Origin of the sequence: Vibrio sp. 1874 (assembly GCF_033344395.1) — a bacterium.
GTDB classification, from domain to species: Bacteria; Pseudomonadota; Gammaproteobacteria; order Enterobacterales; family Vibrionaceae; genus Vibrio; species Vibrio alginolyticus.
This window is the reverse complement of the sequence record NZ_JAWPOR010000001.1, coordinates 815,994-840,259: the sequence shown is the minus strand read 5'-3', so window position 1 is coordinate 840,259 and position 24,266 is coordinate 815,994. Positions and strand designations below refer to the sequence as shown.

The window sequence follows — 24,266 nt, the reverse complement described above, 5'->3', positions numbered from 1 at the left end:
TCGCCTGTGGCGTTTATCGTTACGGTTAAACCTTGTCTTTTCCTTTAAGCCCGATAGAGAACTTCTCTAGATATTTATTTGGCTCGCGACCGTCATAAACGATGTTGTCGATAAAGTGTGTTTGTGGCGCACGAAAACCATCTTCAGCATTGAAATCTGGGAAGTCTTTTTTGCTCAACACACCATCTTCAATTAGCGCTTGAGCCGCTTGTTGGTAGATATCTGGACGGTAAACCTCTTTTGCCACATCCATGTACCAATCATCGGATTTCTCGCTTGAGATTTGTCCCCAACGGCGCATTTGAGTCAGATACCAAATCGCATCGCTGTAATACGGATAAGTGGCGTTATGACGGAAGAACACATTGAAGTCTGGCACGTCTCGTTTGTCGCCTTTCTCGTATTCAAATGTGCCGGTCATTGAGTTGGCAATAACTTCGGCATCGGCTCCGACGTATTCGCTTTTTGATAGCATCTTCACTGCTTCTTGGCGGTTGGCATTGTCGTTTTCATCCAACCAATGTGCAGCTCGAATCAAGGCTTTCACTACGCGAATGTGCGTGTTTGGATACTTCTCAGCCCAAGCTTTGGAAACACCAAACACTTTCTCTGGGTTGTTCTTCCAGATCTCGTAATCGGTCACGACTGGCGTACCAATACCTTTGAATACGGCTTGTTGGTTCCATGGTTCGCCTACGCAGTACCCTTTGATCGTGCCCGCTTCCATTGTTGCTGGCATTTGTGGTGGCGGTGTAACACTCAAAAGAACGTCAGCATCCAACTGGCCACTGTTATCGCCTGAGTCTGGTACGTAAAAACCTGGATGAATCCCACCTGCCGCTAACCAGTATCGCAACTCATAGTTGTGCGTCGATACAGGGAACACCATCCCCATGTTGAACGGTTTGCCTTTATCCAGATAGCTGTCGACCACAGGCTTCAGTGCATCCGCTTTGATTGGGTGAACTGGCTTGCCATCTGGTTGCTTTGGAATGTATTGCTTCATCTGCTCCCAAGTATCATTGGAAACCGTGATTGCGTTGCCGTTCAAATCCATACTGAACGCAGTAATCACTTCTGCTTTTGTGCCAACACCAATCGTTGCGCCCAATGGCTGACCAGCAAGCATGTGCGCGCCAGCAAGCTCACCGTCGATGACTCGGTCTAATAGCACCTTCCAGTTTGCTTGTGCTTCTAAAGTGACGTACAAGCCTTCGTCTTCAAAAAAGCCTTTCTCATAAGCAACCGCCAGCGGTGCCATATCAGTTAACTTAATAAAACCAAACTTCAGATCTTCAATTTCTGGTTCACCCAACTCTGCCTTTACACTGACCGCGGTGAATACCGATAACGAAATTGCTGACACTTTCAGCATCGAACTCCATTTCATTGGTTTGCTCCCATAAAAAAAGCGCCACTGCTCCGAAGAGCAGTAGCGCCGTTGCTAAGTCTACAATTACCGCCGTTGATAATTGAGATAAGCGATTCAACAATAAACCCAATTCTTCTAATCCAATTACTGTGCCAACTTATTTTTCACAGTAAATACAATAGATTAGTATATCTTGCCGTTTGTTATTCCCTGTTATTGCTTGCTGATAGTGCAACACGCACCACGTTAGAAAACGCACCCTAACCCCAAAGTGGTAGAGCAACTAATCCAAAACTTCCAAAGTAGTTATCAAATTCTTGGCAACTTGTGCGAGCGTTTGGCTCGATTGCATGGCTGAATTTCTTAGCGCTTTATAAGCCTGTCCTTCATCAACGCTGTGCATCTTCATCAGCAGACCTTTCGCTTTTTCCACCAGCTTGCGCTCTTCAATCTTATTGGTCAGTAATTCAATTTCCGATTGCATACTTTCGAATTTCGCTCTCACTAATGTCGCATGTTCAATCCAAGGTTGAAGTGCAAACTCACTATCGTGCGGCATAAGAACATAGTCCATTTTTTCTGATAAACGATTGATATCATTGGATGATAATTTCTTTAAGACGATAAGAAGTGGTGCCGATTTTCTGCGGCAGAAATCGACGATCAAACGCAGTTCCGCGGTTGGTTGCTGCCATCCAACCACAACGCTTGCTGACGGTTCTCGCTGCATAAGCGTTTCTAGTTGTGCCAATTGGCAGCCAATGATGTTGTCGTAATCTTTGCTCAACAAACCGGACAATCGAGCCTGCTCTTGGAGGCCATCACAGCATACTATAATGGGTGTTTTTGACGTTGATTGAGTCATGCACATTCCTTGTTTATATCTCACTCACTAAGAGAGAGATAACAAGGAATGTGCCAACTAAAGTTGAAGCGTTTTAACTAGAGGCGAGATGTTCTTTGAAGAAGCCGAGTGTACGTTCCCAAGCGAGCGCCGCTTCTTCCGGTGCGTAGCGTGCTGTTGAGTCGTTATGGAAGCCGTGGTTGACGTTCTCATACATTAACGCTTGATACTGTGCGTCGGTTGCGATCAATTGCTGCTCATAAGCAGGCCATGTGTCGTTAACACGCTTATCGAGCCCTGCAAAGTGAATCATCAACGGCCCTTTGACTTGCTTTTGGATCTCTTGAGCCGCAGGTGTTCCATAGAAAGGCACACCTGCATCGAGTTCTTCTGGCATAACTGCTGCGAGCATGTTGACAATGTATCCACCGAAGCAGAATCCAACCGCGCCCAATTTACCGTTTCCACCCTCGTATTGTTTGAGGAAGTTAGCGGCTGCAATAAAGTCTTGTTCGATCTTGGCTCTGTCCATCTCTTTCTGCATTGCGCGACCTTCATCGTCGTTCCCCGGATAGCCGCCGAGTGGATAAAGCGCGTCTGGAGCGAAAGCAATAAAGCCGTCTTTTGCAAGTCGCCTAGCCACGTCTTTGATATAAGGGTTCAGACCTCGATTTTCATGAATCACCAACACGGTCGGCGATTTCAAGGTCTTCTTCTGTGGCATCACCAAATAACCACGCCCTTCTCCATACCCATTTGGAGATGGAAAGGTTTCGTAAGTTGCTTTGATGTCAGGATCGTTAAATGAAACTTGTTCTGCGAGTGCGTAATTCGGGGTTAGCGCGTCAACCAGTGCTGTCATGCTAAAGCCAAGCACAGCAAGGCCACCCAGCCTATTTAGAAACTCACGGCGCGAGATTTTTCCGTGGGCGTATTCGTCGTACCAATCGAAGGCTTCTTGCGGGATCGGATGAGAAGCCTTTTCACTAGGAGTGGTATGCTTTAGAACCATTATCCATGTCCTCTGTGTCTTACCATATGGGATTTTCTCATTCTCAAAAGCGCAGCGAGAAACGAACGCGATTGAGGCTAAAACTGCGGTTTCACCACTCTGATACGGAGCAAGGTGGTGAAACACATCATTGGCGAGCTAGGATCTTTTACCTTCTTCAAACAATAGATAATGGATTCAGATTCAACAACTTTGCGTCGTTGGTTTTACATTAATTGACAATAGTGCGTCATTGCTGGGCGCAATAGGCTTGCCAGTAAGAGAAGGCTCGTTCGAATGCTTTTTCTCTGTCGTGCATTTGTGCAAATAGCACCACTGTCATGGTGGCAAGAACCGTATTCGCCATTTGGTTCATGTCATCTTCTGACGTCCCAAACGGGCAGTTCGCAGGCATTGTCACCTCAGACAGCATTTGCTCCGTCCAGTAGTGCGATGTCACGCCGCTTGTTTGGCTTAACCAGACCGTTTGGCTTACTTTCGGGTTGTATTCTGACTCACCCGATTGTCCTTTGAAGGACACAACAGCATGAGCGGTTTGACCAATCTCGTATTCGACTTCAGCATGAAGTTGTTGGAATCCAGGATGGAAGCTACCACGAATACCAACCGTCGCCTGCCCCGGATTCAATGCTCGAACCACAGTATTAATCGGCGTTCTAAGCCCATAACGATTCTTCCAACCGATCATGGTTTCTGCTTGAGGAGCGAACGCACTGAGCGGCAGATACACGATGTTTTGTGTGTCTAAGACACGTTTTGCGTCTTCGGCTGATTCCGCTTTCTTGATAGCAAACTTGTCGAGGTAATCTTCAGCATGCAAACGACCAGATTGACGGTCGTGATAACCATGCATCAGCACTTTATGGCCATTATCGGCGAGGATCTTCGCTGCCAACAGGTGCCAAGGTTGACCTGCCGCTTCACGTTTACCTGCATAACATGGCCAGTCGATGTCTGCACCAATAGCAGGCATGCGGGATTGGAATGCTTTCACAAAGCCGGCGATTTCTTGTTGAGTCTCGTTCTGTACACGAATCAGCATCAATAACATTGCCATCTGATCGTCATCGCACTCACCGTTTAGGTATTCATCCATAACTCGAAACGCTTGGTCAAAGTTCAGTGGTTTTCTACCACGTTCGCCACGACCGACTGTTCTAATACATTCCAAAATGCTGCTCATATTCCCTCGTATTTCGTCACTGACTGTACGGTTTCTATTAGTTGTTCGCGCAGTTTGACAACTTCTCCCATCACAATCAATGCTGGACTCACGCCTTTAAGTGTAATCGATAAATCATTGAGCTGATTGAGTTGTGTAACGTGCACTCGTTGTTGAGGGCTGCAACCATGAGTGATGATCGCGACAGGGAAATCTTCTCTCAAACCGGAGCCTAATAAACCCGTTTGTATTTGCGATGACTTTTCTAACCCCATATAGAAGACTAACGTTTGTCCGCTTTGCATCAGTTGGCTCCAAGCCTCAAATGCGCCTGTTACCACTTGCCCTGTCACAAAGGTAACGCTGCGAGCAACGCCACGATGAGTCAGCGGAATCAAGCTGTTTGCGGAACACCCAATCGCAGCAGTAATACCGGGGATGACTTCGTAAGCGATTGAGTGTTTGACGAGTGCTAACGCCTCTTCACCTCCACGGCCAAATACAAAAGGATCTCCCCCTTTTAAGCGTACAACTCGCTTTCCTTGTTGAGCGAGCGACACCATCAAATCACAGATTTCTTCCTGACCAATACTGGGTTGTCCGCATCGTTTGCCCACGTAAATCCAATCGGCTTGTGGCGAAGCCAACTCCAAAATATCTTTGTTAACCAAACGGTCGTACAACAGAACCTCTGCCGACATAATCGCTTTCACTGCCTTTACGGTTAACAAGTCTGGATCGTGCGGCCCAGCTCCGACAATCGAGACAAAACCTTTGTGGTTCGCGTCCAGGTCTAGTGAATGGTCTTCTAAAAGTTGGTTCAGTTTGCTTGCTTGATCATGCTTAGAAAAGCGAGACGAGCGTTCTTGTTTCTGACTCGCTTGTCCTTTCTTAAACCAAGACTTTTGATAAGGCGCTTCCATGTGCTTATCCTCTTTATGACTTACTTTATTTGAATAGCCAAACTTTGCTGGTTCGCTTGCTGTTTGCCCTTTTGATGCTGATGGCTGTCGACCATTTGTTTGATTTGAGAGACGCACGAGCCACAGTTAGTACCGCATTTGAGTTTGTTTTGAAGTTGGGTCACTGACGTGCAGTCTTGTTTCTCCATCGCGTCATGTATTTGTTTATCGGTAACGCGGAAACAACTACAAACCAGTTTGGCGCTACTTTGCGATTGAGTGATGGTAAGCAGTTGCGATAGCTCCATCGGTTTGCCAATCAAGCCGGTAAAGTTGGTGTAGTCGGTTTGAATCGGTTCACTAGACACCACTAAAACAGAACGAATGATACGAACCTCTCCAACAAGGTCGTAATCCACTGCTAACCAACCTTGGGCAATATCTATCGTAATTCTGCGGCTCTTTTCCGTTCGACAAAAACTCTGCTTCTTTGGTCGCTTATCGTGTGCAAAGCGCCAAATGCCCAAATTGCTTTCTGCTTGAAATGCGCTGTAGAGAAATTTACCGGAATCAAACTGTGTACCGATGAACATACCGTAGGTTTTTACCGCCGCATCTTGCACTTCAACATAAGACGACTTAAACGCAGGCTGCCCGGAAATAGGGTCTTTTGCGCTGTTTACTATCGCGTTAACACTGCTTTCACCGCCATATCGACCCGCCCAGTGCATTGACATAAATAGCTCTTGAAAACCCAAACCTTCATCAATTGCAACTTTGGCATAAATACTGGTGTTTGAAGTAGGCTGAAACAGCTTGGTGAGTTGTCCTGCTTTTAAGCGATTTTGAGTAGCAGAGAGTGTGTTCATGTACACGGTTGGTTCTAACTCAGAGGCGGCAAGGTGTGCGATATGACCTGTGCGCGTCATGGTATGCCATTGATCGCGTTGCCTGCCCGTATTGAGCCACCAGCCTTTTGTTCTTTCTAAACGCGTTGGAGATTCACTGGTCACGACAAAACGCGCTTTACCATCTGGGTGCGAATAGACGCCATCAGCAAAAGGACGCTCTCCTCCCCATTGTGTTGGCACCCACTCTTCGTATTCTTGCTCGGTTAAGTTGGCGTATTGAGAAAGATCTAGCTTCAATGGCGAATCTGCATTCATACCTGTCATCGCCGCATATTCCCTGAATACCGCCCGCTCAGAAGTAAACGCAAAGCCATTTTGTGTCTTTTCCAATGCACACAGAGCTTGTCCGACTTGGCATATCGCCCACCAATCTGATTTTGCTTCACCCGGAGGCGTTTGAAACTGGCGCTGCCTTGAAAGTCGACGCTCAGAGTTGGTCACCATGCCTTGCTTCTCCCCCCAACCAGCGGCGGGCAGCAATAGGTCCGCGTAATGCGCAACATCCGAATCCGCTGTGATATCGGAAACAATCACAAACGGACAAATCTCTAGTGCTCGTTTTACCAATTGGTTATCTGGCAAAGAGACAACAGGATTGGTTGCCATGATCCACAGAACTTTAATCTCACCACGTTCTACCGCCTCAAACAGTTCAACGGCTTTTAAACCGGGCTGAGTGGCAATTTCTGGTGAATCCCAGAACGCCTGCACTTGCTTAATAGACTCTGCGTCAAAAGCACGATGAACCGCTAATTGATTTGCCAAACCACCCACTTCTCGTCCACCCATCGCATTCGGTTGACCTGTAATAGAAAATGGCCCGCAACCTGACTTGGCAATTTTACCTGTCGCCAAGTGTGCATTAATAATGGCATTGCCTTTATCGACACCATTTTCGGCTTGGTTAACCCCTTGGCAAAACAACGTGATTGCGGTTGGGCTTTGTGCAAACCATTGGAAGAATGTCGTGAGTTTTTCTTCTGAAATCCCAATGGAAGACGTTAGATTAGTGACATCGTAACGCAAGTCAGAGACTTCTTCTTTAAGTGTATCAAACCCGTCGGTATAGGAATTTATGTATTCAGAATCAATACATTGCTGCTCAATAAGAAACTTAAGCAGCCCATTAAAAAGTGATACATCCCCATCGTTTTTAATCGATAGATGCAAATCGGCTTGCTGTGCAGTGACCGTTTCACGCGGGTCAATGACCACCAGCTTGAGGTTAGGATTGTTTTCTCTCGCTTGTTGAATACGTCGGAATAAAACAGGGTGCGTCCAAGCGGTATTAGCACCGCAAATGATCAATAGCTCAGTCTTATCAATATCGTCGTAATTGACGGGAACGACATCTTCACCAAATGCTCGTACATGAGCCGCAACCGCCGAAGACATACACAAACGCGAGTTCGTATCGATGTTTGCGCTGCCAACATAGCCTTTCATGAGTTTGTTGGCGACGTAATAGTCTTCCGTTAACAACTGCCCTGACACGTACATCGCGATGGAATCCGGTCCAAACTCCGCTTTCGCTTGATGAATCTTTTCAGCAATCAGATCCGTGGCTTGTTGCCATTGCACCTCTTGCCCTTGAGGTCGTTGCTTGGTGACAAGCTTTGGATACAACAAGCGCGAAGGCATATTCAAGCTCTCTGCCAGCGCGACACCCTTCACGCACAGTGATCCCGCATTTGCAGGATGACACACATCCCCAACGATTCCTTTCGCATTGACCTCGACACCACATCCAACACCACAATAGGGACAAGTGGTTTTTTTGCATCCTTGCGACATAACACCTCCAGTGCGATTCAGCCCAACTTACTAGCAAAAAAAAGCCTCTCCCGAATCGAGAGAGGCAGCAATGCCTTTAACGCTGTTAGTACATTTTCAAAAAGTAATACCCTATACCGCTCTCGCCTGCTATTAAGAGCGGCGCATCGAGTTATCGATGAACGTTTATGTAAAGCAAGTGAGGTGCCAAGATTAAAAACCCTTACCATACAAAGGGTTAGCTTAAAACCAATTATAGCAACGTAATGCTACGCACTGATTGTGTGCAAATTTCGGTCATTATCGTGCAGTATTACTTTACTAATTCCATAACTAACCTGGATTCTTCGTCACCAAAATAATGCGCTTCTTCTTCTAACGTTTTAAAGCCAAGGGAGAGGTATAAAGACAATGCAGGTTGGTTCTTAGGATCGACAGTCAATTTCACGCTTGAGCCTAACGTCAACGACGCAATAACGTTTTCTAGGAGGGAACGCGCAATACCTTTACCTCTATGTTGAATATCGACGGCCAATGACATGATCCAATATTGATGTGCATTTGTGCTAGTCGTTAGCAATATATACCCTGCGACCTGCTCTCCCTCTTTTGCTACCAGTAAACTCTCTCCCCAACAATCAAAAGCTTGCCGAAAGAAAAATTGAGGATAGGCGTGTTCTCCAAATAAAGTATTTTCGAGCTTATATATGGCAAATAAGTCCTCTTTTTGCGCAGACAAGATGTCCATTCAATGACTCCTTCTTTAACATGAATGGCAGCAGTATACCTAAATCTCATCTAAATGACGGGACACAAACATCTCAATTAAGTGCTTAAGAAATGTAATATTCTTCCTGAAAATTAGGCCTAACTCACTTAGAACATACATCCGTGATTAAGTTTTAACCGCAAAATCAAAAACCACACAAGATGAAAATTTCAATACATATAACCATTAAATGCATTACATTTAAGAACTTTATTCTGGTTTATTGAAAAATTCATAGTTGGATAATTTACAACCACCCCAAATTCACAGCATTATTCACCAAGCTTCGCGTGTGATAATAAACACTAAAACCTTTACCATTTTCAGCATTATTATTTTTATAAAAGCGAGTTTTAAAGTGAAAGAATCTCGAAATGCCTTAAATCCTAGTGAAATAAACACAACCACAGCTTGGTCAAAACATGATACACATTGGGTTCTTAGCCTATTTGGAACAGCCGTTGGCGCAGGCATCCTGTTTCTGCCAATTAACCTTGGGATTGGTGGTTTTTGGCCTTTAGTCGCGATGGCAGTACTTGCTTTTCCAATGACCTATCTTGCGCACCGTGGCTTAGCTCGTTTTGTACTATCTTCTAAGATCAAAAACGCAGACTTCACTGATGTAGTGGAAGAGCACTTCGGCGCAAAAGCAGGTCGTTCTATTTCACTGCTGTATTTTCTTTCGATCTTCCCGATCCTGTTGATATATGGGGTTGGAATAACAAACACAGTAGATAGCTTCATGGTAAATCAGGCTGATATGGCTTCTTTACCTAGACCTTTGCTTTCTGGCGTACTAGTGTTTGCACTAATTGCTATTATGATGGCGGGTGAAAAAGTAATGCTACGGGCCTTTGCCATCATGGTGTTCCCACTTGTTGCCATTCTTGCCTTTCTATCATTTTACTTAATACCGAACTGGACCATGCCTGTCATGGATGTGCCAGAAGCGTCAGCTTTTGCTAGCACTATGTGGTTAGCAGTTCCTGTAGTGATTTTCTCGTTTAGTCACGCAGCTGCAATTTCAAGCTTTGCAAATGTACAACGTCGCCATTACGGTAAGCAGGCAGATGCCAAATCCGAAGTTATTCTTCGTCGCACTAGCATTATGCTGATTGCCTTTGTTCTTATTTTTGTATTTTCCTGTGTACTAACACTGTCACCTGAACAATTGGCTCAAGCAAAAGAACAAAACGTATCCGTATTGTCTTACTTAGCGAACGCAACCGATAATCCATTTATTGCAACACTTGGTCCTTTAGTAGCGTTTGTTGCTATCACTTCATCTTTCCTTGGGCATTTTTTAGGTGCGCGTGAAAGCTTAAATGGTTTAATTACCAAGCATTTTAACCTATCTGAGAAGCGTGTTGATCGTATCAGCGTGGCAGCACTGTTCTTCTCAATCTGGGCGGCGGCGATCATGAACCCAAGTATTCTTGGTATGATGGAAGCATTGTCAGGGCCTGTTATTGCAATGATCTTATTTATTATGCCAATGTTAGCGGTGTATAAAATCGAGGCGATGAAACAATATCGAGGAAATGTCTCTACTTACTTTGTTCTAGCAGCAGGCATTGTGGCGGTAAGTGCATTGATTTTTAGCTTCTTCAGCTAATAACTAAAGACTAGCTTGGATTTTCAGGGGAATACCTTACACAAGGTTAAGGTGATTCCCTGAATTTTCTTACTCTTTAAAAGGTAATCATCGTTACCCTTGACTCTTAAATAAGAGCGAAAACACCCGCAATCATAAGTACTGAAGCGATGCAGGTACGGCCGATAATGCCGAAGTGCGAAGGTTGAATCATTTCATTATGCATAGTTAATCTCCTATTTATTATAAATAGCCATTTTTTATTGGCTTAATAACACTATGTCTAATATCCAGTTTTTTAACAACCCATACAAACATTAAATATTTATGACAGAAACGTAATTTTTTACACTTCACCCTGATTTCGAGCGATGAATCCGCGGCTTAAATCATTAGATTGAGTCCACCGAATATGCTCACTTACCTTCCATCGTTACCCTACCTATGCCATCTTCCAATCATTACATAAGTTTTCAATAGATTTTGTTTTTATAAATCATAATATTATAGAGATCCTTCTCGTATCTCACTCCCAAAACACTTTGCCACTGGGAATCCATCCGCACTTAACCAACAAGAAATGGTAGACTTAACTGGTATTCGGTTAAGAGATCACATTTTATTAATACGCTCATGCACTTCTCAATTAAAACACTGGCTTGCGCACTTTGTACTGCACTTGGACTTTTCTTGCATCCCACCAACGTACTGGCGAGTACCGAAAAGCAAGCTTATCTGGAAGAACACATTTCAGCAGAAAGCAAGCCCATGTTAAAACTCTACTTTCGCTCGATGGGTAAGCCGCGATCAATTCAAAAAGATGAGTTAAATACGCCACAGCATGCATCAGCGGAGTCTCTTGCTCTGTATTACTTTGCACGAAAGTACCTTAAGCGTTACGAAGGCGTTCCATTACCGAAAGATATGCCCGATTTAATCGAATTCGGTAAAAAGCACCATTTGGAATGGGTCGTCGCTGAAGCACAGCTCAATAAAGCTGTAACAATGATTGAGCAAGACGATAACTGGAACGCAGAATTGTTACTCCATGACGTTGTTTCTACAGCCCGTGATCTTGGTTATCTAGCATTAGAAGGCCGTGCTTACCGCTGGTTAGGCAATCTAGAAGTATCTCGAAATCAACTACGCAGTGGCCTAAAATATTATCGCAATGCCTATGAGTTATTAGAAAAAACAGTATTTGAAATACAAGTCGCGATGACACTGAACAACATTGGGACGGTCTACATCGACGCATCAGATTGGGCTCGGGCCAACAGTTACCTAACGCAAGCCCTCGACACTTACCTAGAGAGCGAATATCAATACGATAATAGCTTTTTTATGGGTGTTATCTACGCAAACCTTAGCATCGTTCACTCGAGCCTCGGAGATAACAAAAAAGCGGAATATTATTTCAATGAAGCCATTCGACTTTCAATGCAAACGGGGTCGGACACAGTCAAGCACCACTCTTTATCCAGCTTTTCACAAATGTTGAGCTCGGTAGGAAAAATTGATGATGCATTAATGGTCGCACAGCGTTGCGTAGACCTGCCCATTCCAAAAAATCTAGAAATGCTAAAAACGTCTTGTTACGAGGCATTTGCAGAGGCTTACCTCGCAAACAAACAATACGATAAAGCTATTACAACAGCGCTTAACGTTCTAGAACAAACCAAGTCAACCAGTGAATTAGAGCTGCGGCAGCGTATTGATATGCTTTCGGTACTGGTAAACGCTCATCAAATTCTTAATGACTATGAAGCTGCTTTTCATTATTTAACCCAATTAAGAGAGCTAGAGGCTGAGTTTTCTCATCATATTCATGGTGAAGAGATGATTAACATTAAGTTTGATCTCGAAGCTAAGTTAGCCCAGAAAGAACTCAAATTGCTAGAAACAAAAAATGCGCTACAAGCGTCTGAACTGCGTTCGCAGCGCTATCGAGAAATGTTCTACTTTATCGCTATTACGGCAATTGGTGTCGTTGGTTTTCGTTACGTACTGCGCGTTAGACGTATTAATAAAGCACTCACTCAAGAAAATACTACCGATCCGTTAACTCAACTGCATAACCGTCGCTATCTTCACATTTGGCTGGACAAAATGGCTCGTAGAAGCCCAGATAGAACATTTGCCTTAGCAGTTTTAGATGTTGATCATTTTAAAACCTTTAATGATCAATATGGACACGATATTGGCGATAAAATGCTGACTCATATTGCCACGCTATTTAATGAATCCACTCGCTCTGGTGACCTACTCATTCGTTGGGGTGGAGAAGAGTTTGTCCTATTATTCGAAGTACAGCGAGCTGAAGATTGCGCTAAGTTTTTGGAACGATTGAGATATACTGTTGAAAACACGCCATTGGTGGTTGACTCTAAACCATTAAGCGCGACAATTTCCCTTGGAGCAGTGGACAAACTGTCGGCACAAACAATTAAACAAGAATGGGATCAGTGGTTTTTCTTGGCAGACCAAGCTTTGTATGATGCGAAGCAAGCTGGTAGAAACCAGTTCATCATTCATCCTACATCATAAAAAAGCACACATGAAAAAAAATCTAATCATTATTACTTTTGCGCCTCTATTTCTTATGGCGTGTAGTAATCAGCAAGCATCTCAACTGGGAATGCGCAGCAGCAGTGTCAATGTATATGCCCAGCAAATGAGTAACACTCAACTATGTGAAACTCTCTACTACAACCGTGCAACCAACCAAACCAAAGTGGCGATTGGTGCTGAGTTCAATCGACGTGGATTAAACAAAAAGTGGTGTGATAAAGAATTCGATAAGTTGTACATTAAAAAGTGGATTGATAACGTGCTGCCTAAGAAAAAAGCCGAACCCAAGAAACCAATCGCAACTATTCAACCCGCTTCAACTAAATAACCCACCATCTTGAAGCAGACGGTACACTCGTATTTTCTGCTTTTCATTTTTCATGCATGTTCGATGCGACATATAAAAACCTCATGGTTTCAGTAAATTAACAAAGACTTATGTTGTCCATCGAACTTTTAATGTAAACAAGTTGTAAATGGTTTTCGTCCTTATTCTTTGTCGTTAGCTTTGTTTGTTCCTGTTAGCGGAATATGAAACAGGAACTAAAAAATTCCAAACAAAGACATGAGGTCAAAAATGGAAATACGCATTAATCGCCTATTTGCTGCTATGTTGGCAGTAGGCATTGCACCTGCCGTCTCGGCGTTTGATCCACTCTATTCTGAACAATGGCACTTAGACAACACGGGGCAAACTGCGTTTGCGGCTAATCCTGCTGTTGCTGGGAACGACTTAAACACTAGGCTCACTCAGGCAATGGGGATTGCAGGTGTTGGTGTGAAAGTTGCCGTCATTGATTCTGGAGTTCAGATCGATCACCCCGACCTTGCAGGTAATATAGTTACAGGTAGCAGAAACTTCGTCGAAGACTCTTCATTCCCACCAAGTTATCCGGTTGATACTAATGGTCATGGCACTGCTGTAGCCGGTTTGATTAGCGCCGTCGGCAACAACGGTGAAGGCGGACGCGGTGTCGCTTCTCACTCTTCCCTCATCGGTTTTAACTGGTTAGCCAACCAGACATTAGAAGGCTGGTTAATCTCCCATGGCATGGACCCAGCAACACGCGATGTTCGCGTATTTAACCAAAGTTACGGTTTCAGCCCTATAAACCCGATTACTTTTGATGAAAGCGACCCTCAACTAAAACTTGAAATGGACGTGATGAAAAACGTCAGCGAGAGTAACGCCTGGGGTCGAGGTGCTGTATTTGTAAAGTCAGCAGGTAATGGTTACCGCTATTTCAATACAGGGCGATTCTTCGTATTGCCAAGTAACTTCTTTGCTGGTGGAGACAATCAAGGCTTACCGATGCACAACTCTGCTCAGTCTTATGATAACGCCAATTACTTCAATTTAGTCACTAGTGCACTACGAGCGGATGGTACGCGAGCGAGTTACTCATCGGTGGGGTCGAACGTGTGGGTTGCAGCACCAGCAGGTGAATATGGGCAAGATTTCCCTGCTATGGTCACCACTGATTTAATGGGTTGTGAAGAAGGGCAAAATACCAGTGATGGCCTTGGCATTAATGGGTTACACGGCGGAACGGAGCTCGATCCGAACTGCAACTATACCAGTACGATGAATGGAACCTCATCGGCTGCGCCAAACACATCGGGTGCCATCGCGGCAATCATGTCAACCAACCACGCACTTTCTGCTCGTGATGTACGTGCTTTACTAGCGGAGACAGCAAAAGTAACGGATAAAGCGCATCCAGGCGTACAGCTTGAATTTACTAACCATAAAGGTGAACAGGTTAGCTACGAGGCCATTGCCCCTTGGCAGAAAAACGCAGCAGGCGTAGATTTCCATACTTTTTATGGCTTCGGCGCTGTAGATTTAGATGAAGCGATGCAACGTGCTCGCATGACGAATCGTGTTTTACCAGCTCAAGTCATTACGCCATGGGTTAATAACGCTACAGAAGTAAGTGTACCCGATGCAAGTCTAGTTGGTGGTTCTTCAAGTATCGCCATTGCCGATGAGCTGACAGTAGAATCCGTTCAAGTGACATTGACATTGGACCACGCTCGTCTGCCCGACTTAGCTATTGAGCTCATTTCGCCATCAGGGACTCGTTCCGTTTTGCAAACACCGCGCAATGGTCTTGTTGGCCAATCTCTTGATCCAACGATTACAGGCTACAAAGATCAATTAATGTTGTCTAACCAATTTTATGGCGAAGATGCAAAAGGCGAATGGACGTTGCGAGCAATAGATACGAACGGCGATGAAGTCTATTCTTACATTGCATATTTCAACTCTTCCACCATCTATGACGTTCCGATGGCAAACAACGCTCAGCCCGGTGTTATTAAGAACTGGTCGATGCGCATATTTGGACACTAAGGAGTCAATAACATGAAATACAAATCATTTTCTATGCTGGCTCTCGTTATCATGACGTCGAGTGTATACGCTGAGCAACAGCTCTCTCAACAACCTGCACCAGAACTGTTTGTGCCATCAGAAGCGGTTGAGATTAATGGCCAAGATTATCGAAAAGTGCAAACTGGCACTGTTAGAACCCTATCTGAAGACGTAAAACTTCAAGCGGGTGATGAGGTGTTTAAGAATGCGTTTAGTAACGTATCCAAAGCCACTGGACTGGTTTATATCACCGTAAACAATCCTAACGAAGCGAAAGCAGTCGCCAAAGAGTTAAAATTAGAAGTTATCTTCGCAGAAGGGGAATCAGCGGTGTTAAAAGCATCTCAAGATCAAGATCTGCTAAGTATTAGCGACTACCTAAACGCAGACAGCCGGGTAAAAGCGTCTAAAATTGAACTAAACAGCGGTAAATACCGTGCACAATAATTCTCTAACAAGAGAAGTTGGCCTGTAAAACCATGCCTCAGCGATTGCTGAGGCATTTTTATGGGTAGGAACAGATACGCTATTATTCTTTAGTAACATTTCGCATAACTAGTATGATACCTAAACACCCTACTCGCCTGCGCCTGTCATTTCTTAAACAAAATAATTTCCGTTCTTAGCTCTTCTTCCGTGGTTTCCTTCGGACTATTCAGATAGCGTTCGATTCCTAAAGGACTGGTTTTGACTTTCATACCACTCTGATGAACCAAGTTCATCGCTAAAGCCCATGCATTTCCCAAAAACTGATATTCACCTCGGTGTTCAACGACAAATGTTTCACTCTCAGGAATGGTACCGGTAACCGCCCCTTGAGGCGCTGGTACTGAGTTATGAAGAGGAAAGCAAGTGATAAACTCGAATGTACCTTTCTGCATATCCATCGACTGGTAATAACAAAACAATTCACCATTCACGGATAGGGTTTCGTCACTAATTAACTGTTCTAGTTGCTGAACATGCTTATCAATTACCGAACCTAATTCCTGCAAGCTAGCCACACCCTTGATCCCAATATAATGAATTTGAGGCAACGTTCGGTTCCCAATTTCGACTAAGTCTGAATGCACTCTTCCGGTTTCAAGCTTACTTTTAAGCATGCGTAACCCACGTTGATAATCCATCTCTATCATCGACTTAAACATACTTTTCAGAAAGAACAGATACCAAGGGACGCGAGATTGCATTTGCCATTCGACTAAACAGCCATTTTGTGACGGCGTCACGATTAGAGTCACCTTTCCATGGCTCTTGATTGGACGAAAGAAATGCAGCTCCATATCTAATCGATGCTCTTGAGTACTTTCCAGTACAATCGCGCCAGTCCCAATACGCTGACCATTCCATTGATAACCAGCTCCAACGTGGCCCTGATTATCACTGAATGTCAGCTCGCAGCTTGGTTCAAGAATGATCCATGGTGACCAGCTGGGCCAGTGTTTGAAGTTCTTGAGATAGCCAATAATTTCACTTTGATTCTTATTAATTTCAATACTTCGGCTGACCTGATAAGAGAGCATAACGGTTCCTCGAGTTTCCGCTTCACTAACTTCAGTCTAATTCAAATTCCAGTTTTTTCTTGTTTGACTGCGGGTTAGATGCGTACGACAAGAAAAAGCCAGAGCGTTAAGTCTCACTTGAATCAATACGCACAAAGCTAAGAGCAGAACTCCACTTTTGCACTAAATCGAACACCATCATCGTCCAGTACTAACGCCCACCCCATCCGTTCACATATTCGTTGTACGATAACAAGCCCACAACCATAACCAGCGTTGTACGTCTCGTTGCCATCGTGACGGTTTAGGATCTTAAGCGCATGACCTTTCAACTCAATTTCAATATCTCCCACACTATAGCTAAAGGCGTTTTTAATCAGATTGTTGATTACAATGGTCACAAAACTCTCCGGTGCATTCACGACACCACTATGTTGTTCGTGCAAAGCGTAGTTCGAATCTTGCTTGGCAAATAAAGGAGCCAGCTCTTCCAGTTGTTTTTGTAAACAAGTAAGAAGCTGATGCTCTCCGTAATGCTGAGGCTCTATTTTCTCTTTACCAAGTAAGAGAAACGCTTCTGTCAGTACACGCATCTCGTCACAAGCTGACTGCATCCTCGTGATGGCTTTTTGCGCAACTCGAGGTTGATCAGGAAGACGCGTCAGAATGTCTGTTGAGCCTTTAATCACCATGATTGGCGTTCTCAACTCATGCGATGCAAAACGGCTAAATTCTTGTTCTCGTTTGAAGTAGCCCGCGATATCGTTCTTATTATCCAGCAAAGTCTGCTCTATCTGGCGTGTTTAGCTGAACTTAGTTTCAACTTGGAAAGCGGGTTGATCCGGTGACATTTGGCTAATTTTGTCTTCAATTTGCGCTAATGGCCGAGACAATATTCGCACCATGTAAATGCCATACCCAACCATGACAAATGAAAACAAACCACCGAGCAGCAGCGTAAACTGATGCAGCGAGCTTTCGTATTCGTCCAAGTAATCATCTGAGTCATCTTGAAATACAATGTACATAAGCCCCTTCCCTGAGGGATGGTTCAATACAACAAAGTGTTTATCTTCTTCACCAAGCAGGTATTCGTAAAAACCAGGTGAAGTAAAAGAGAGCAACCAATCCGGTGTCGGAGCTTCACTCCAATATGAGTTGAACTCCAATACGTTTGGCAATGGCGCATCCCAGCCCTGTTTCTCGAAATTCTCACTATAAAGCGCAGCTTCAGTATCGAGCCAGTGATGTAAACTCAGCACTTCCAGTTTGTTTTCTGCCACATAAATCAGCGACCAAAAAAGAGTAAACATCACAAACGTCATGACCCCAAAACCCCAACGGATCTTGCGATAAATGCTTGGATATTCGTTATGCTTTAAGTCGGTAACCTTGTCCATGAATAGTCTCTAATCGTGATTCTTCAAAACCTTTGTCTAGCGCGGTTCTTAAACCGTAAATATGGCTACGAAGTGCATCACTTCCGGGTGGTTCGTCTCCCCACACACTATCGATCACTTCTGTGCGCGAGACCGCTGCTGGAGCACGTTGGAGGAGCAATTTTAAAATTTTAGTTTGAATTCGACTCAGCTTAATTTCTTTGTCTTTTCTCGTTACTTTTCCTGTACGCGCATCTAAACAAATATCTGCAAATTTGAGCGCTCCGATATCTTGTCTTGGACCACGATTAGCCAAAGCATGAACACGCAAACTGAGCTCTTCCATCGCAAAGGGCTTCATTAAATAATCATCTCCCCCCGCTTTAAAAGCCGCGATTTTGTCATCTAGCGTATCTTTTGCCGTTAGGAAGAGAATTGGCGTTCCACATAACTTATCTTGTCGAAGCTTCTGTACCGTACTGATGCCATCGAGCTTCGGCATCATGATATCCATGATGATTACATCGTAATGATTTTCCTCGATTAACTTAATCGCAGCCTCTCCATGAAACGCACAATCGATAATCATGCCTTCTAGCTCAAGATAGTCTGCAATCGTCTCCGAGACGTTATGGTTGTCATCTACAATTAAAATTTTCATAAAATCACGTTTCTTCACGATCTCTTCACGATATGCCCAATAAGATACAGGCAATTTCCTAAACTCGCTCGTAAATTGAGGTTAATACAATGAAAAAACTCGCTCTTATTTCTGTAGTAGGTTTGGCATTGTCTGGTTGTGGTGGTTCAGGTGGTGGCAGCAATAGCGATAGCACATCAACTCAACCAGCAGTGAAACCAAGTGTAGCGATTGGCTCTGTTGAAGCGGTCAACGCTGAAGAAAGCACGTTAACCGTCAATGGACATACGTATCGTGTGTCTGAGGTGGTTTATGACGACACACAAGTGCAATTGGCCGATGTAAAACCAAAAATGGTGGTTCGCGTGGGGTCAGATATTCAGCAAGCTTCGGACAATGGCGTCCGAGTCACACTTGAACCAACCATTACAGGACGTGTCACAGCGATTGATCATGTGAAGAAAACATTTACGGTAAACGGCGTAGAGCTGCAGTTTGACGATTTAAGTGATGATATAGAAGTCAACGACTGGGTAATGGTGTCATCATTGCCAACTGCTGATGCGGGTTATCGAGTGTTGTCTGTGGTCGAACTCGACGTAGATAACGATTACCCAGTACTTGATAACGACTACGAACTGGAAGGCCGTATTACCAGTATCGATGAAAATGCTGGAACATTTAAGTTAGGTGGAAAAGTAACGGTGGCATATAACAACATTAGCCAACTTAGCATCGGCCAATGGGTGGAAGTAGAAGGTGAAATGCAAAACGGCATCTTCATGGCAAATGAGGTAGAAGTTGAAGGCTACGACGTCATAAGCAATGACAGCGATGTGGAAGGTATCGTGACTTGGGTTGCAAATGACTACAGTGAGTTCTCACTAAACTACCGAGGTGCATTCTTCATCGATAACGCAACACGATTTGAAGATGGCAGCAAAGCGAACCTAAAACAAGGCCAAGAAGTGGAAGTAACGTCTGTCGTGAAAAATGGCAAACGCATCGCTACCGTTATTGAGTTTGAGCAACCAGACTTTGACGATAACAACCAATGGCAAGGTAAAGAATTTGAATGTGAAGGATACGTATCAAACTACGATGCTGAAGCAAGAACATTTGAAATCGAGCATTGTGAGAATGATGCTGATCAAGTACTAAGTAACACCACCGTTGTGATTGATGCACAAACACGCTTCCAAGGCATTGAAGAACTTAACCTAAATGGTGCTCGTGTCGAAGTCGAAGGTGTGATCATTAACGAGCAAAATATTGCCCGTGAAGTGGAGTTAGACGTTTACGACTACTAATCCCTTCTACGCTTAAGAAAAAGTGTCACTTCGGTGGCACTTTTTCTTTTCACCTTACTTTGCTTCCCAAGCTCAAACCAACAAATTCTCAGCCAAAGCCTTTTCTCTCCGTTACACTTTACCTATGTTTCACAACATTGGTGACGAATATGAAAAAACGCAACCTCATTTTGTTAATCTTGTTTTTTGGTTCAGCCACGAGCTTAGCTAGCGTTATGGATCCTGACTGCGATGCAGAAAAGGCAGCTAAAGCCGCTGCGACAAAAGCCGTGGTTGGTGTTGGGGGTCGCTGTACGCCTAAAGAGGCACTGAAAGATACCGCAGTTGATGCAGGAAAAGACAAATTGCCAGATGAAGGGGTGGCGGGTAAAGCTGTTGATGCAATGACACCGGAAAAAGAGAAGAAAACGGTGAAAGACGTAACCAAAAAGCTCAATAACGATTGATACCTACATCATAGATGTTTGAGCGTAGAAAACATTTTCCTAGAATAAAGTGGCGATTTACCAGTTGTTTGAAGCACACGTCTAATCTTGGTTTTTCATATTCAAAAACCTGCATTTGACCACACACTATTTTTACTACACAAGTTCAAAAATTAGTAATAATTCCTCCTAACTTTGAGACTTTGAGCCTAACGAGAAATGTAACAACTTGCATACAAGTCACTTGGCTATATTGTACACATACTATATATCGAAGAAAGGAGGTTTAACGATGGTTAGAGGTTATAGTGAACAGACTCTAAAAGCCGAACCTGTAGTTCAATTGGCGGTACTGACAGGCTTAGATGCCGATTTGAACTTCATCAGAAACAACAGAGAAAAGGTTTTGCCTATAATCACAGGTGTCATTTTGTATCGACAGCTCAATAGACGCGACCAAAGAAAAGTCCTTGAGCAGGCACAGGCTTTAGGGAATTCGAAATTTTTCGGTAAGATTCAAATGCTGGTAGCGCAAAGTATTGCCAAGCCAATGTGGAACCCTTGGAGCCTATCAGATGGTGAGCTGCGCCAGTATTTTAATACTCATAAAGCAGTTGCAAATTTCCTTTCTACATGGTTTATCACCATCGATATTAAACTTGAGGTCGGCTTTATGGCAGCTGTTATATACGCACTATCAAAAGGTCAAGGGGCTGCATTGATTAAAGAAATGGCTCAGTGCACATCGCTGAAGAGACTTTCAAAAAACTCAGCCTCTCATCAACTGCACAACAAGCTGGCGCGAGAGCATTTTTTGTAGCTGTTATTCTCGCTAGTGTACTCAAAGGCTTTAACGAGGCAGATGCGCTAGCTGCAAAGAAAGAGTTGTTACGACGTAACATGCTTGGAATAGAGGATTTGTAAGCTATGTTTTGGATACTGGGTCTTTTAGTTTCCTTGTTTATCATGTACTCGGATTACGCGCATTACTTCTATACCAAGCGACATGGAAAGAAATCTAGGGTTTCTCGCTTATTTAGCTTGTTGATCACGGTAACGCTTCCTATGATTGCGACTACCGAGATTTTGAACGATCTTAATGTAGAGAAAACCAGCTACCAAGTGTGTGTAGTTTTAGTCTCAGCTTTAGTTGGCCTTCTGGTCTGCTTGTCGGAACAGTATCGTTTTAAGTCAGAAAGAGATTAGTGGTATCGGGTTGTCCAGCTATCACCAAAGGCATCAAATTGGTGCCTATTTTATTATTGGTTTATTAATAACTGATCTGGCGAGTAAGGCCGGTTCGAATATCTTCTAACGTTCACCCTCGAGCACGAGACCGCTATCATGACTTCTTTAATGAAAAAAAGAGAGCCTTTTGACTCGGGGATTTAGAGCTCTTGGACGTCTGAATGCGCATAGTTCATACCCTCTATTGAGACGTCGGAATTATTCGCTGTACCGTGATAGAAAATTATTTATGTATTGAAACACATATACCTTGCTCGTGAATATCTAGCCGTCTCGGACATCTCAAATCTAACCTCAACTTATATCCAAATGAATTTGTAGTTTGTATCACCAACTGCTCATAGTTTATTTAACAATTAACAACGAGTTCATGGGGAGCTAATACAAAAAAGAGCGCCGATTGACGCTCTTTCCGAACTTTAATAGATAACCAATTATGCGGTCTCTGCTTCACCTATCCAATGATAATGGTGGTTGGCTTTTTTCCCCACTAAACCGAGCTCTGCCAATTCTTCAAATACCTTGTCTACCTCTTCCGCAGACAGCCTAAACTGTTTAGCAACGGCTTTTTTGGTGCACGTAATTTGATGCGTTTTAAGTGCATCGCTAACTTGCTCTAACAAGGTTTTCGGTTCCTTTGGTTCTTCTGGCTCCGGCGCTGCTGGTATTTCTTGCTCTACTTCCTCTTTTATATGAGGAAGATAACCCGCAGGCGCTGGGTCTATATCGCGAACTGTTTTCAATATCATGCCCTCATTTCTGCGATAGAAATATCGGAACCGTTGCTCTTCACCAATCAAGCCAACAAAAAATGCAGCAAAGAAGTCCAAAAGAATCGAAAGAAATACAACCAAGCCAAGCTGAGCTTGCTGAGAGGTGGTACCAAATGCGTTAGCTAGACTATCAATTAAACCAATCACTGAGCCTTGCGTCACCGGCGGTAAACTATCACGCTCCATAGCCAAGCGTTGCTGCTCTTCACGTAAGGTTTTGTTTTGCTCCTGGATGCGAGTTACACCAGTCGCGATACGTTCCATCTCGATGTATTTCTGCGCTGCCATATTGTTGAGCTCAATCTGCTTATCGATTGCCGCAATCTGACGATTAAACGCTTCCACTTTCGCCTGCTCTACCGAAATATGACTTTGTGCACTATTGGTTGCACTATTAATCCCACCAATACTACCGCCAATGGAAATCGCAGCTAAGACTAAATAAAACACGAGAGCGGTTGCTGCTCCTGTGTAGTTGCGATGGGCTCGGCGCTCACCGTATTCATACCAAGCGTAAAATTTACCTGCTTCAAAAACGATCGCTAAACCACCAAATAAGGTTTGCATCATCGGGTTTTCGTCGATAGACAAAAACAGCAATAGAGAAAAAATAGTCGATGCTAAAATCGCAGCACCGGTGAATGCATATACACTCACCATGGCAAATCGACCTTTAGGGTATCGATATCCAATCTGTTGTTCGTATTTCATTTGAGAAATTTCTTAAGATTAATCGCCCCTCCGACTAAGCAGGACGGACGTTTCTGGCATGTACAAAGGAGCGCAGAATACCGTATCCTTTATTAAATTACTGTCATAATTCCGTTAATGGAAAACAAGTGAAGATTCGGTGTGCATTTTGAATCGATATCAGCCAAATCTAGCACGTAAAAACACCACCACGACACCCACTAACCGAAGCTTCAGTGACATATAAGAGAGATTAATTCGGTATCTTCAGAAGCGACTAAGCAAGACTGACAAGTTGAATTGGAGGTTGTGAATGTCAGCCGAATCAAGACATTAAAGCGTTAAAAATAGGCAACAAAACAAATAATGCACACTTGCATCACCTTTTAGTAAACTGATAATTACATTGTTTGGTTAATTTGTTAGTATCCCGCGCCGAAGAAGATAAGCACTCAATTGTATGGAAAACACTCTAATACAGCACAAACACCATCGCTTGCACGCTATTGCGGTTATTATCGCGGTGTTGTTTCAGTTGTATTTAGCGTCCACAGCCGCTCTTAATCCTACACAAGTTCACAGCACAACTTGGCTCAACAAAGTCCAAAGTGAAAAGGTTTTACTGTGTACCGCAGATGGTTTCAAATGGGTGGATATCAATACGTTGATTGAGGCTAACGCTCAATCTTCTTCTAAGCTCATCCAAGATCTTAACTTACACGACGGCTTCCAGTTTGAATGCCCGCTTCTTCAAGCTGTTCAATTCTTTCTTTTAGTTGCGATTGGGCTTTACCTGACAACCATCCATTGGCTGCGCCGAGTAAAGTATGCACTGACGACTTATCACTTTTCAAAATGCGATAAGCTCGTTTACAAACACATCGCGCCTAAGCACTCTCCGCCGAGTGTTTTTCCTGCCTAACAGGCATCTAATCATTGACAACTTTATTCAAAAATAACGATGACTCTGTTTGTTGTCCATTCAGAGAAGCTATTAATTCAAAAGGAAAAA

At 43.7% G+C, this 24,266-nt stretch carries 20 protein-coding genes and 1 pseudogene; 10 read left to right on the top strand and 11 right to left on the bottom strand.

Annotated features, from left to right (window positions below; all coding sequences use genetic code 11):
* Window positions 1-25 precede the first annotated feature (25 nt).
* The 7 genes from R8N46_RS03730 to R8N46_RS03700 form a co-directional block, all read right to left on the bottom strand.
* Window positions 26-1,390: a CmpA/NrtA family ABC transporter substrate-binding protein gene (locus tag R8N46_RS03730; RefSeq protein WP_213972161.1), complete on the bottom strand. Its 1,365-nt coding sequence runs from the start codon at window positions 1,388-1,390 to the stop codon at window positions 26-28.
* Window positions 1,391-1,655: 265 nt separating this feature from the next.
* Window positions 1,656-2,237: an ANTAR domain-containing response regulator gene (locus R8N46_RS03725; RefSeq protein WP_213972160.1), complete on the bottom strand. Its 582-nt coding sequence runs from the start codon at window positions 2,235-2,237 to the stop codon at window positions 1,656-1,658.
* Between the two features lie 73 nt (window positions 2,238-2,310).
* Window positions 2,311-3,228: a dienelactone hydrolase family protein gene (locus R8N46_RS03720; RefSeq protein ID WP_054578976.1), complete on the bottom strand. Its 918-nt coding sequence runs from the start codon at window positions 3,226-3,228 to the stop codon at window positions 2,311-2,313.
* A gap of 229 nt (window positions 3,229-3,457) precedes the next feature.
* Window positions 3,458-4,411, bottom strand: coding sequence for a glycosyl transferase family protein (locus R8N46_RS03715; RefSeq protein WP_213972159.1), 954 nt, complete (start codon window positions 4,409-4,411; stop codon window positions 3,458-3,460).
* Window positions 4,408-5,313 (bottom strand): uroporphyrinogen-III C-methyltransferase, encoded by a 906-nt coding sequence (gene cobA / locus R8N46_RS03710; RefSeq protein WP_213972158.1) that lies wholly within the window; start codon window positions 5,311-5,313, stop codon window positions 4,408-4,410. The genes R8N46_RS03715 and cobA overlap by 4 nt, the downstream gene beginning before the upstream one ends.
* Before the next feature lie 20 nt (window positions 5,314-5,333).
* Window positions 5,334-7,997 (bottom strand): nitrate reductase, encoded by a 2,664-nt coding sequence (locus R8N46_RS03705; RefSeq protein WP_213972157.1) that lies wholly within the window; start codon window positions 7,995-7,997, stop codon window positions 5,334-5,336.
* Between the two features lie 292 nt (window positions 7,998-8,289).
* On the bottom strand, window positions 8,290-8,724 hold the full coding sequence (locus R8N46_RS03700) for a GNAT family N-acetyltransferase (RefSeq protein ID WP_017634213.1): 435 nt from the start codon (window positions 8,722-8,724) through the stop codon (window positions 8,290-8,292).
* 379 nt (window positions 8,725-9,103) lie between these two features.
* Between R8N46_RS03700 and R8N46_RS03695 the strand changes: the two genes are divergently transcribed.
* From R8N46_RS03695 to R8N46_RS03675, 5 genes are all read left to right on the top strand, one after another.
* On the top strand, window positions 9,104-10,360 hold the full coding sequence (locus tag R8N46_RS03695; protein WP_005375868.1) for an aromatic amino acid transport family protein: 1,257 nt from the start codon (window positions 9,104-9,106) through the stop codon (window positions 10,358-10,360).
* 612 nt (window positions 10,361-10,972) lie between these two features.
* Window positions 10,973-12,886, top strand: coding sequence for a tetratricopeptide repeat-containing diguanylate cyclase (locus R8N46_RS03690; RefSeq protein WP_115386683.1), 1,914 nt, complete (start codon window positions 10,973-10,975; stop codon window positions 12,884-12,886).
* Between the two features lie 10 nt (window positions 12,887-12,896).
* Complete coding sequence (locus tag R8N46_RS03685) at window positions 12,897-13,238, top strand: hypothetical protein (RefSeq protein ID WP_025998581.1); 342 nt, start codon at window positions 12,897-12,899, stop codon at window positions 13,236-13,238.
* 249 nt (window positions 13,239-13,487) lie between these two features.
* Window positions 13,488-15,266, top strand: coding sequence for a S8 family peptidase (locus tag R8N46_RS03680; protein ID WP_115386684.1), 1,779 nt, complete (start codon window positions 13,488-13,490; stop codon window positions 15,264-15,266).
* A gap of 12 nt (window positions 15,267-15,278) precedes the next feature.
* A complete protein-coding gene (locus R8N46_RS03675) occupies window positions 15,279-15,734 on the top strand; it encodes a hypothetical protein (protein ID WP_025767689.1) in 456 nt (151 codons plus the stop codon).
* 146 nt (window positions 15,735-15,880) lie between these two features.
* Here the strand turns inward: R8N46_RS03675 and R8N46_RS03670 are convergent, their stop codons facing one another.
* From R8N46_RS03670 to R8N46_RS03660, 3 genes and pseudogenes are all read right to left on the bottom strand, one after another.
* Window positions 15,881-16,810 (bottom strand): SRPBCC family protein, encoded by a 930-nt coding sequence (locus R8N46_RS03670; protein ID WP_115386685.1) that lies wholly within the window; start codon window positions 16,808-16,810, stop codon window positions 15,881-15,883.
* A gap of 137 nt (window positions 16,811-16,947) precedes the next feature.
* A pseudogene (locus R8N46_RS03665) lies at window positions 16,948-18,189 on the bottom strand (sensor histidine kinase).
* Window positions 18,161-18,829: a response regulator transcription factor gene (locus tag R8N46_RS03660; RefSeq protein WP_053303698.1), complete on the bottom strand. Its 669-nt coding sequence runs from the start codon at window positions 18,827-18,829 to the stop codon at window positions 18,161-18,163. Before R8N46_RS03660 ends, R8N46_RS03665 begins: the two are co-directional and overlap by 29 nt.
* Window positions 18,830-18,918: 89 nt before the next feature.
* On the opposite strand from R8N46_RS03660, the gene R8N46_RS03655 reads away from it, so the two are divergent.
* The 4 genes from R8N46_RS03655 (at window position 18,919) to R8N46_RS03640 (ending at window position 21,749) form a co-directional block, all read left to right on the top strand.
* Window positions 18,919-20,118, top strand: a complete 1,200-nt coding sequence (locus R8N46_RS03655; RefSeq protein ID WP_115386686.1) for a DUF5666 domain-containing protein — start codon at window positions 18,919-18,921, stop codon at window positions 20,116-20,118.
* A 149-nt stretch (window positions 20,119-20,267) separates the two neighbouring features.
* Window positions 20,268-20,564, top strand: a complete 297-nt coding sequence (locus tag R8N46_RS03650; protein ID WP_115386687.1) for a hypothetical protein — start codon at window positions 20,268-20,270, stop codon at window positions 20,562-20,564.
* A 271-nt stretch (window positions 20,565-20,835) separates the two neighbouring features.
* Window positions 20,836-21,363 (top strand): hypothetical protein, encoded by a 528-nt coding sequence (locus R8N46_RS03645; protein WP_318098082.1) that lies wholly within the window; start codon window positions 20,836-20,838, stop codon window positions 21,361-21,363.
* A 107-nt stretch (window positions 21,364-21,470) separates the two neighbouring features.
* On the top strand, window positions 21,471-21,749 hold the full coding sequence (locus R8N46_RS03640) for a hypothetical protein (protein ID WP_080996836.1): 279 nt from the start codon (window positions 21,471-21,473) through the stop codon (window positions 21,747-21,749).
* A 476-nt stretch (window positions 21,750-22,225) separates the two neighbouring features.
* Here R8N46_RS03640 and R8N46_RS03635 read toward each other — a convergent pair whose 3' ends face one another.
* The gene (locus R8N46_RS03635) at window positions 22,226-23,275 is read right to left on the bottom strand and encodes a Preprotein translocase subunit SecY (RefSeq protein ID WP_115386688.1); all 1,050 of its coding nucleotides are present in this window, start codon (window positions 23,273-23,275) and stop codon (window positions 22,226-22,228) included.
* Window positions 23,276-23,714: 439 nt separating this feature from the next.
* On the opposite strand from R8N46_RS03635, the gene R8N46_RS03630 reads away from it, so the two are divergent.
* Window positions 23,715-24,176: a hypothetical protein gene (locus tag R8N46_RS03630; RefSeq protein WP_005388493.1), complete on the top strand. Its 462-nt coding sequence runs from the start codon at window positions 23,715-23,717 to the stop codon at window positions 24,174-24,176.
* Window positions 24,177-24,266: the final 90 nt, after the last annotated feature.

Excerpts from the sequence above, each read along its gene's own strand:
- R8N46_RS03730 (WP_213972161.1), bottom strand. The coding sequence starts at position 1,390 with ATGAAATGGAGTTCGATGCTGAAAGTGTCAGCAATTTCGTTATCGGTA.
- R8N46_RS03725 (WP_213972160.1), bottom strand. The coding sequence starts at position 2,237 with ATGACTCAATCAACGTCAAAAACACCCATTATAGTATGCTGTGATGGC.
- R8N46_RS03720 (WP_054578976.1), bottom strand. The coding sequence starts at position 3,228 with ATGGTTCTAAAGCATACCACTCCTAGTGAAAAGGCTTCTCATCCGATC.
- R8N46_RS03715 (WP_213972159.1), bottom strand. The coding sequence starts at position 4,411 with ATGAGCAGCATTTTGGAATGTATTAGAACAGTCGGTCGTGGCGAACGT.
- cobA (WP_213972158.1), bottom strand. The coding sequence starts at position 5,313 with ATGGAAGCGCCTTATCAAAAGTCTTGGTTTAAGAAAGGACAAGCGAGT.
- R8N46_RS03705 (WP_213972157.1), bottom strand. The coding sequence starts at position 7,997 with ATGTCGCAAGGATGCAAAAAAACCACTTGTCCCTATTGTGGTGTTGGA.
- R8N46_RS03700 (WP_017634213.1), bottom strand. The coding sequence starts at position 8,724 with ATGGACATCTTGTCTGCGCAAAAAGAGGACTTATTTGCCATATATAAG.
- R8N46_RS03690 (WP_115386683.1), top strand. The coding sequence starts at position 10,973 with ATGCACTTCTCAATTAAAACACTGGCTTGCGCACTTTGTACTGCACTT.
- R8N46_RS03685 (WP_025998581.1), top strand. The coding sequence starts at position 12,897 with ATGAAAAAAAATCTAATCATTATTACTTTTGCGCCTCTATTTCTTATG.
- R8N46_RS03680 (WP_115386684.1), top strand. The coding sequence starts at position 13,488 with ATGGAAATACGCATTAATCGCCTATTTGCTGCTATGTTGGCAGTAGGC.
- R8N46_RS03675 (WP_025767689.1), top strand. The coding sequence starts at position 15,279 with ATGAAATACAAATCATTTTCTATGCTGGCTCTCGTTATCATGACGTCG.
- R8N46_RS03670 (WP_115386685.1), bottom strand. The coding sequence starts at position 16,810 with ATGCTCTCTTATCAGGTCAGCCGAAGTATTGAAATTAATAAGAATCAA.
- R8N46_RS03660 (WP_053303698.1), bottom strand. The coding sequence starts at position 18,829 with ATGAAAATTTTAATTGTAGATGACAACCATAACGTCTCGGAGACGATT.
- R8N46_RS03655 (WP_115386686.1), top strand. The coding sequence starts at position 18,919 with ATGAAAAAACTCGCTCTTATTTCTGTAGTAGGTTTGGCATTGTCTGGT.
- R8N46_RS03650 (WP_115386687.1), top strand. The coding sequence starts at position 20,268 with ATGAAAAAACGCAACCTCATTTTGTTAATCTTGTTTTTTGGTTCAGCC.
- R8N46_RS03645 (WP_318098082.1), top strand. The coding sequence starts at position 20,836 with ATGGTTAGAGGTTATAGTGAACAGACTCTAAAAGCCGAACCTGTAGTT.
- R8N46_RS03640 (WP_080996836.1), top strand. The coding sequence starts at position 21,471 with ATGTTTTGGATACTGGGTCTTTTAGTTTCCTTGTTTATCATGTACTCG.
- R8N46_RS03635 (WP_115386688.1), bottom strand. The coding sequence starts at position 23,275 with ATGAAATACGAACAACAGATTGGATATCGATACCCTAAAGGTCGATTT.
- R8N46_RS03630 (WP_005388493.1), top strand. The coding sequence starts at position 23,715 with ATGGAAAACACTCTAATACAGCACAAACACCATCGCTTGCACGCTATT.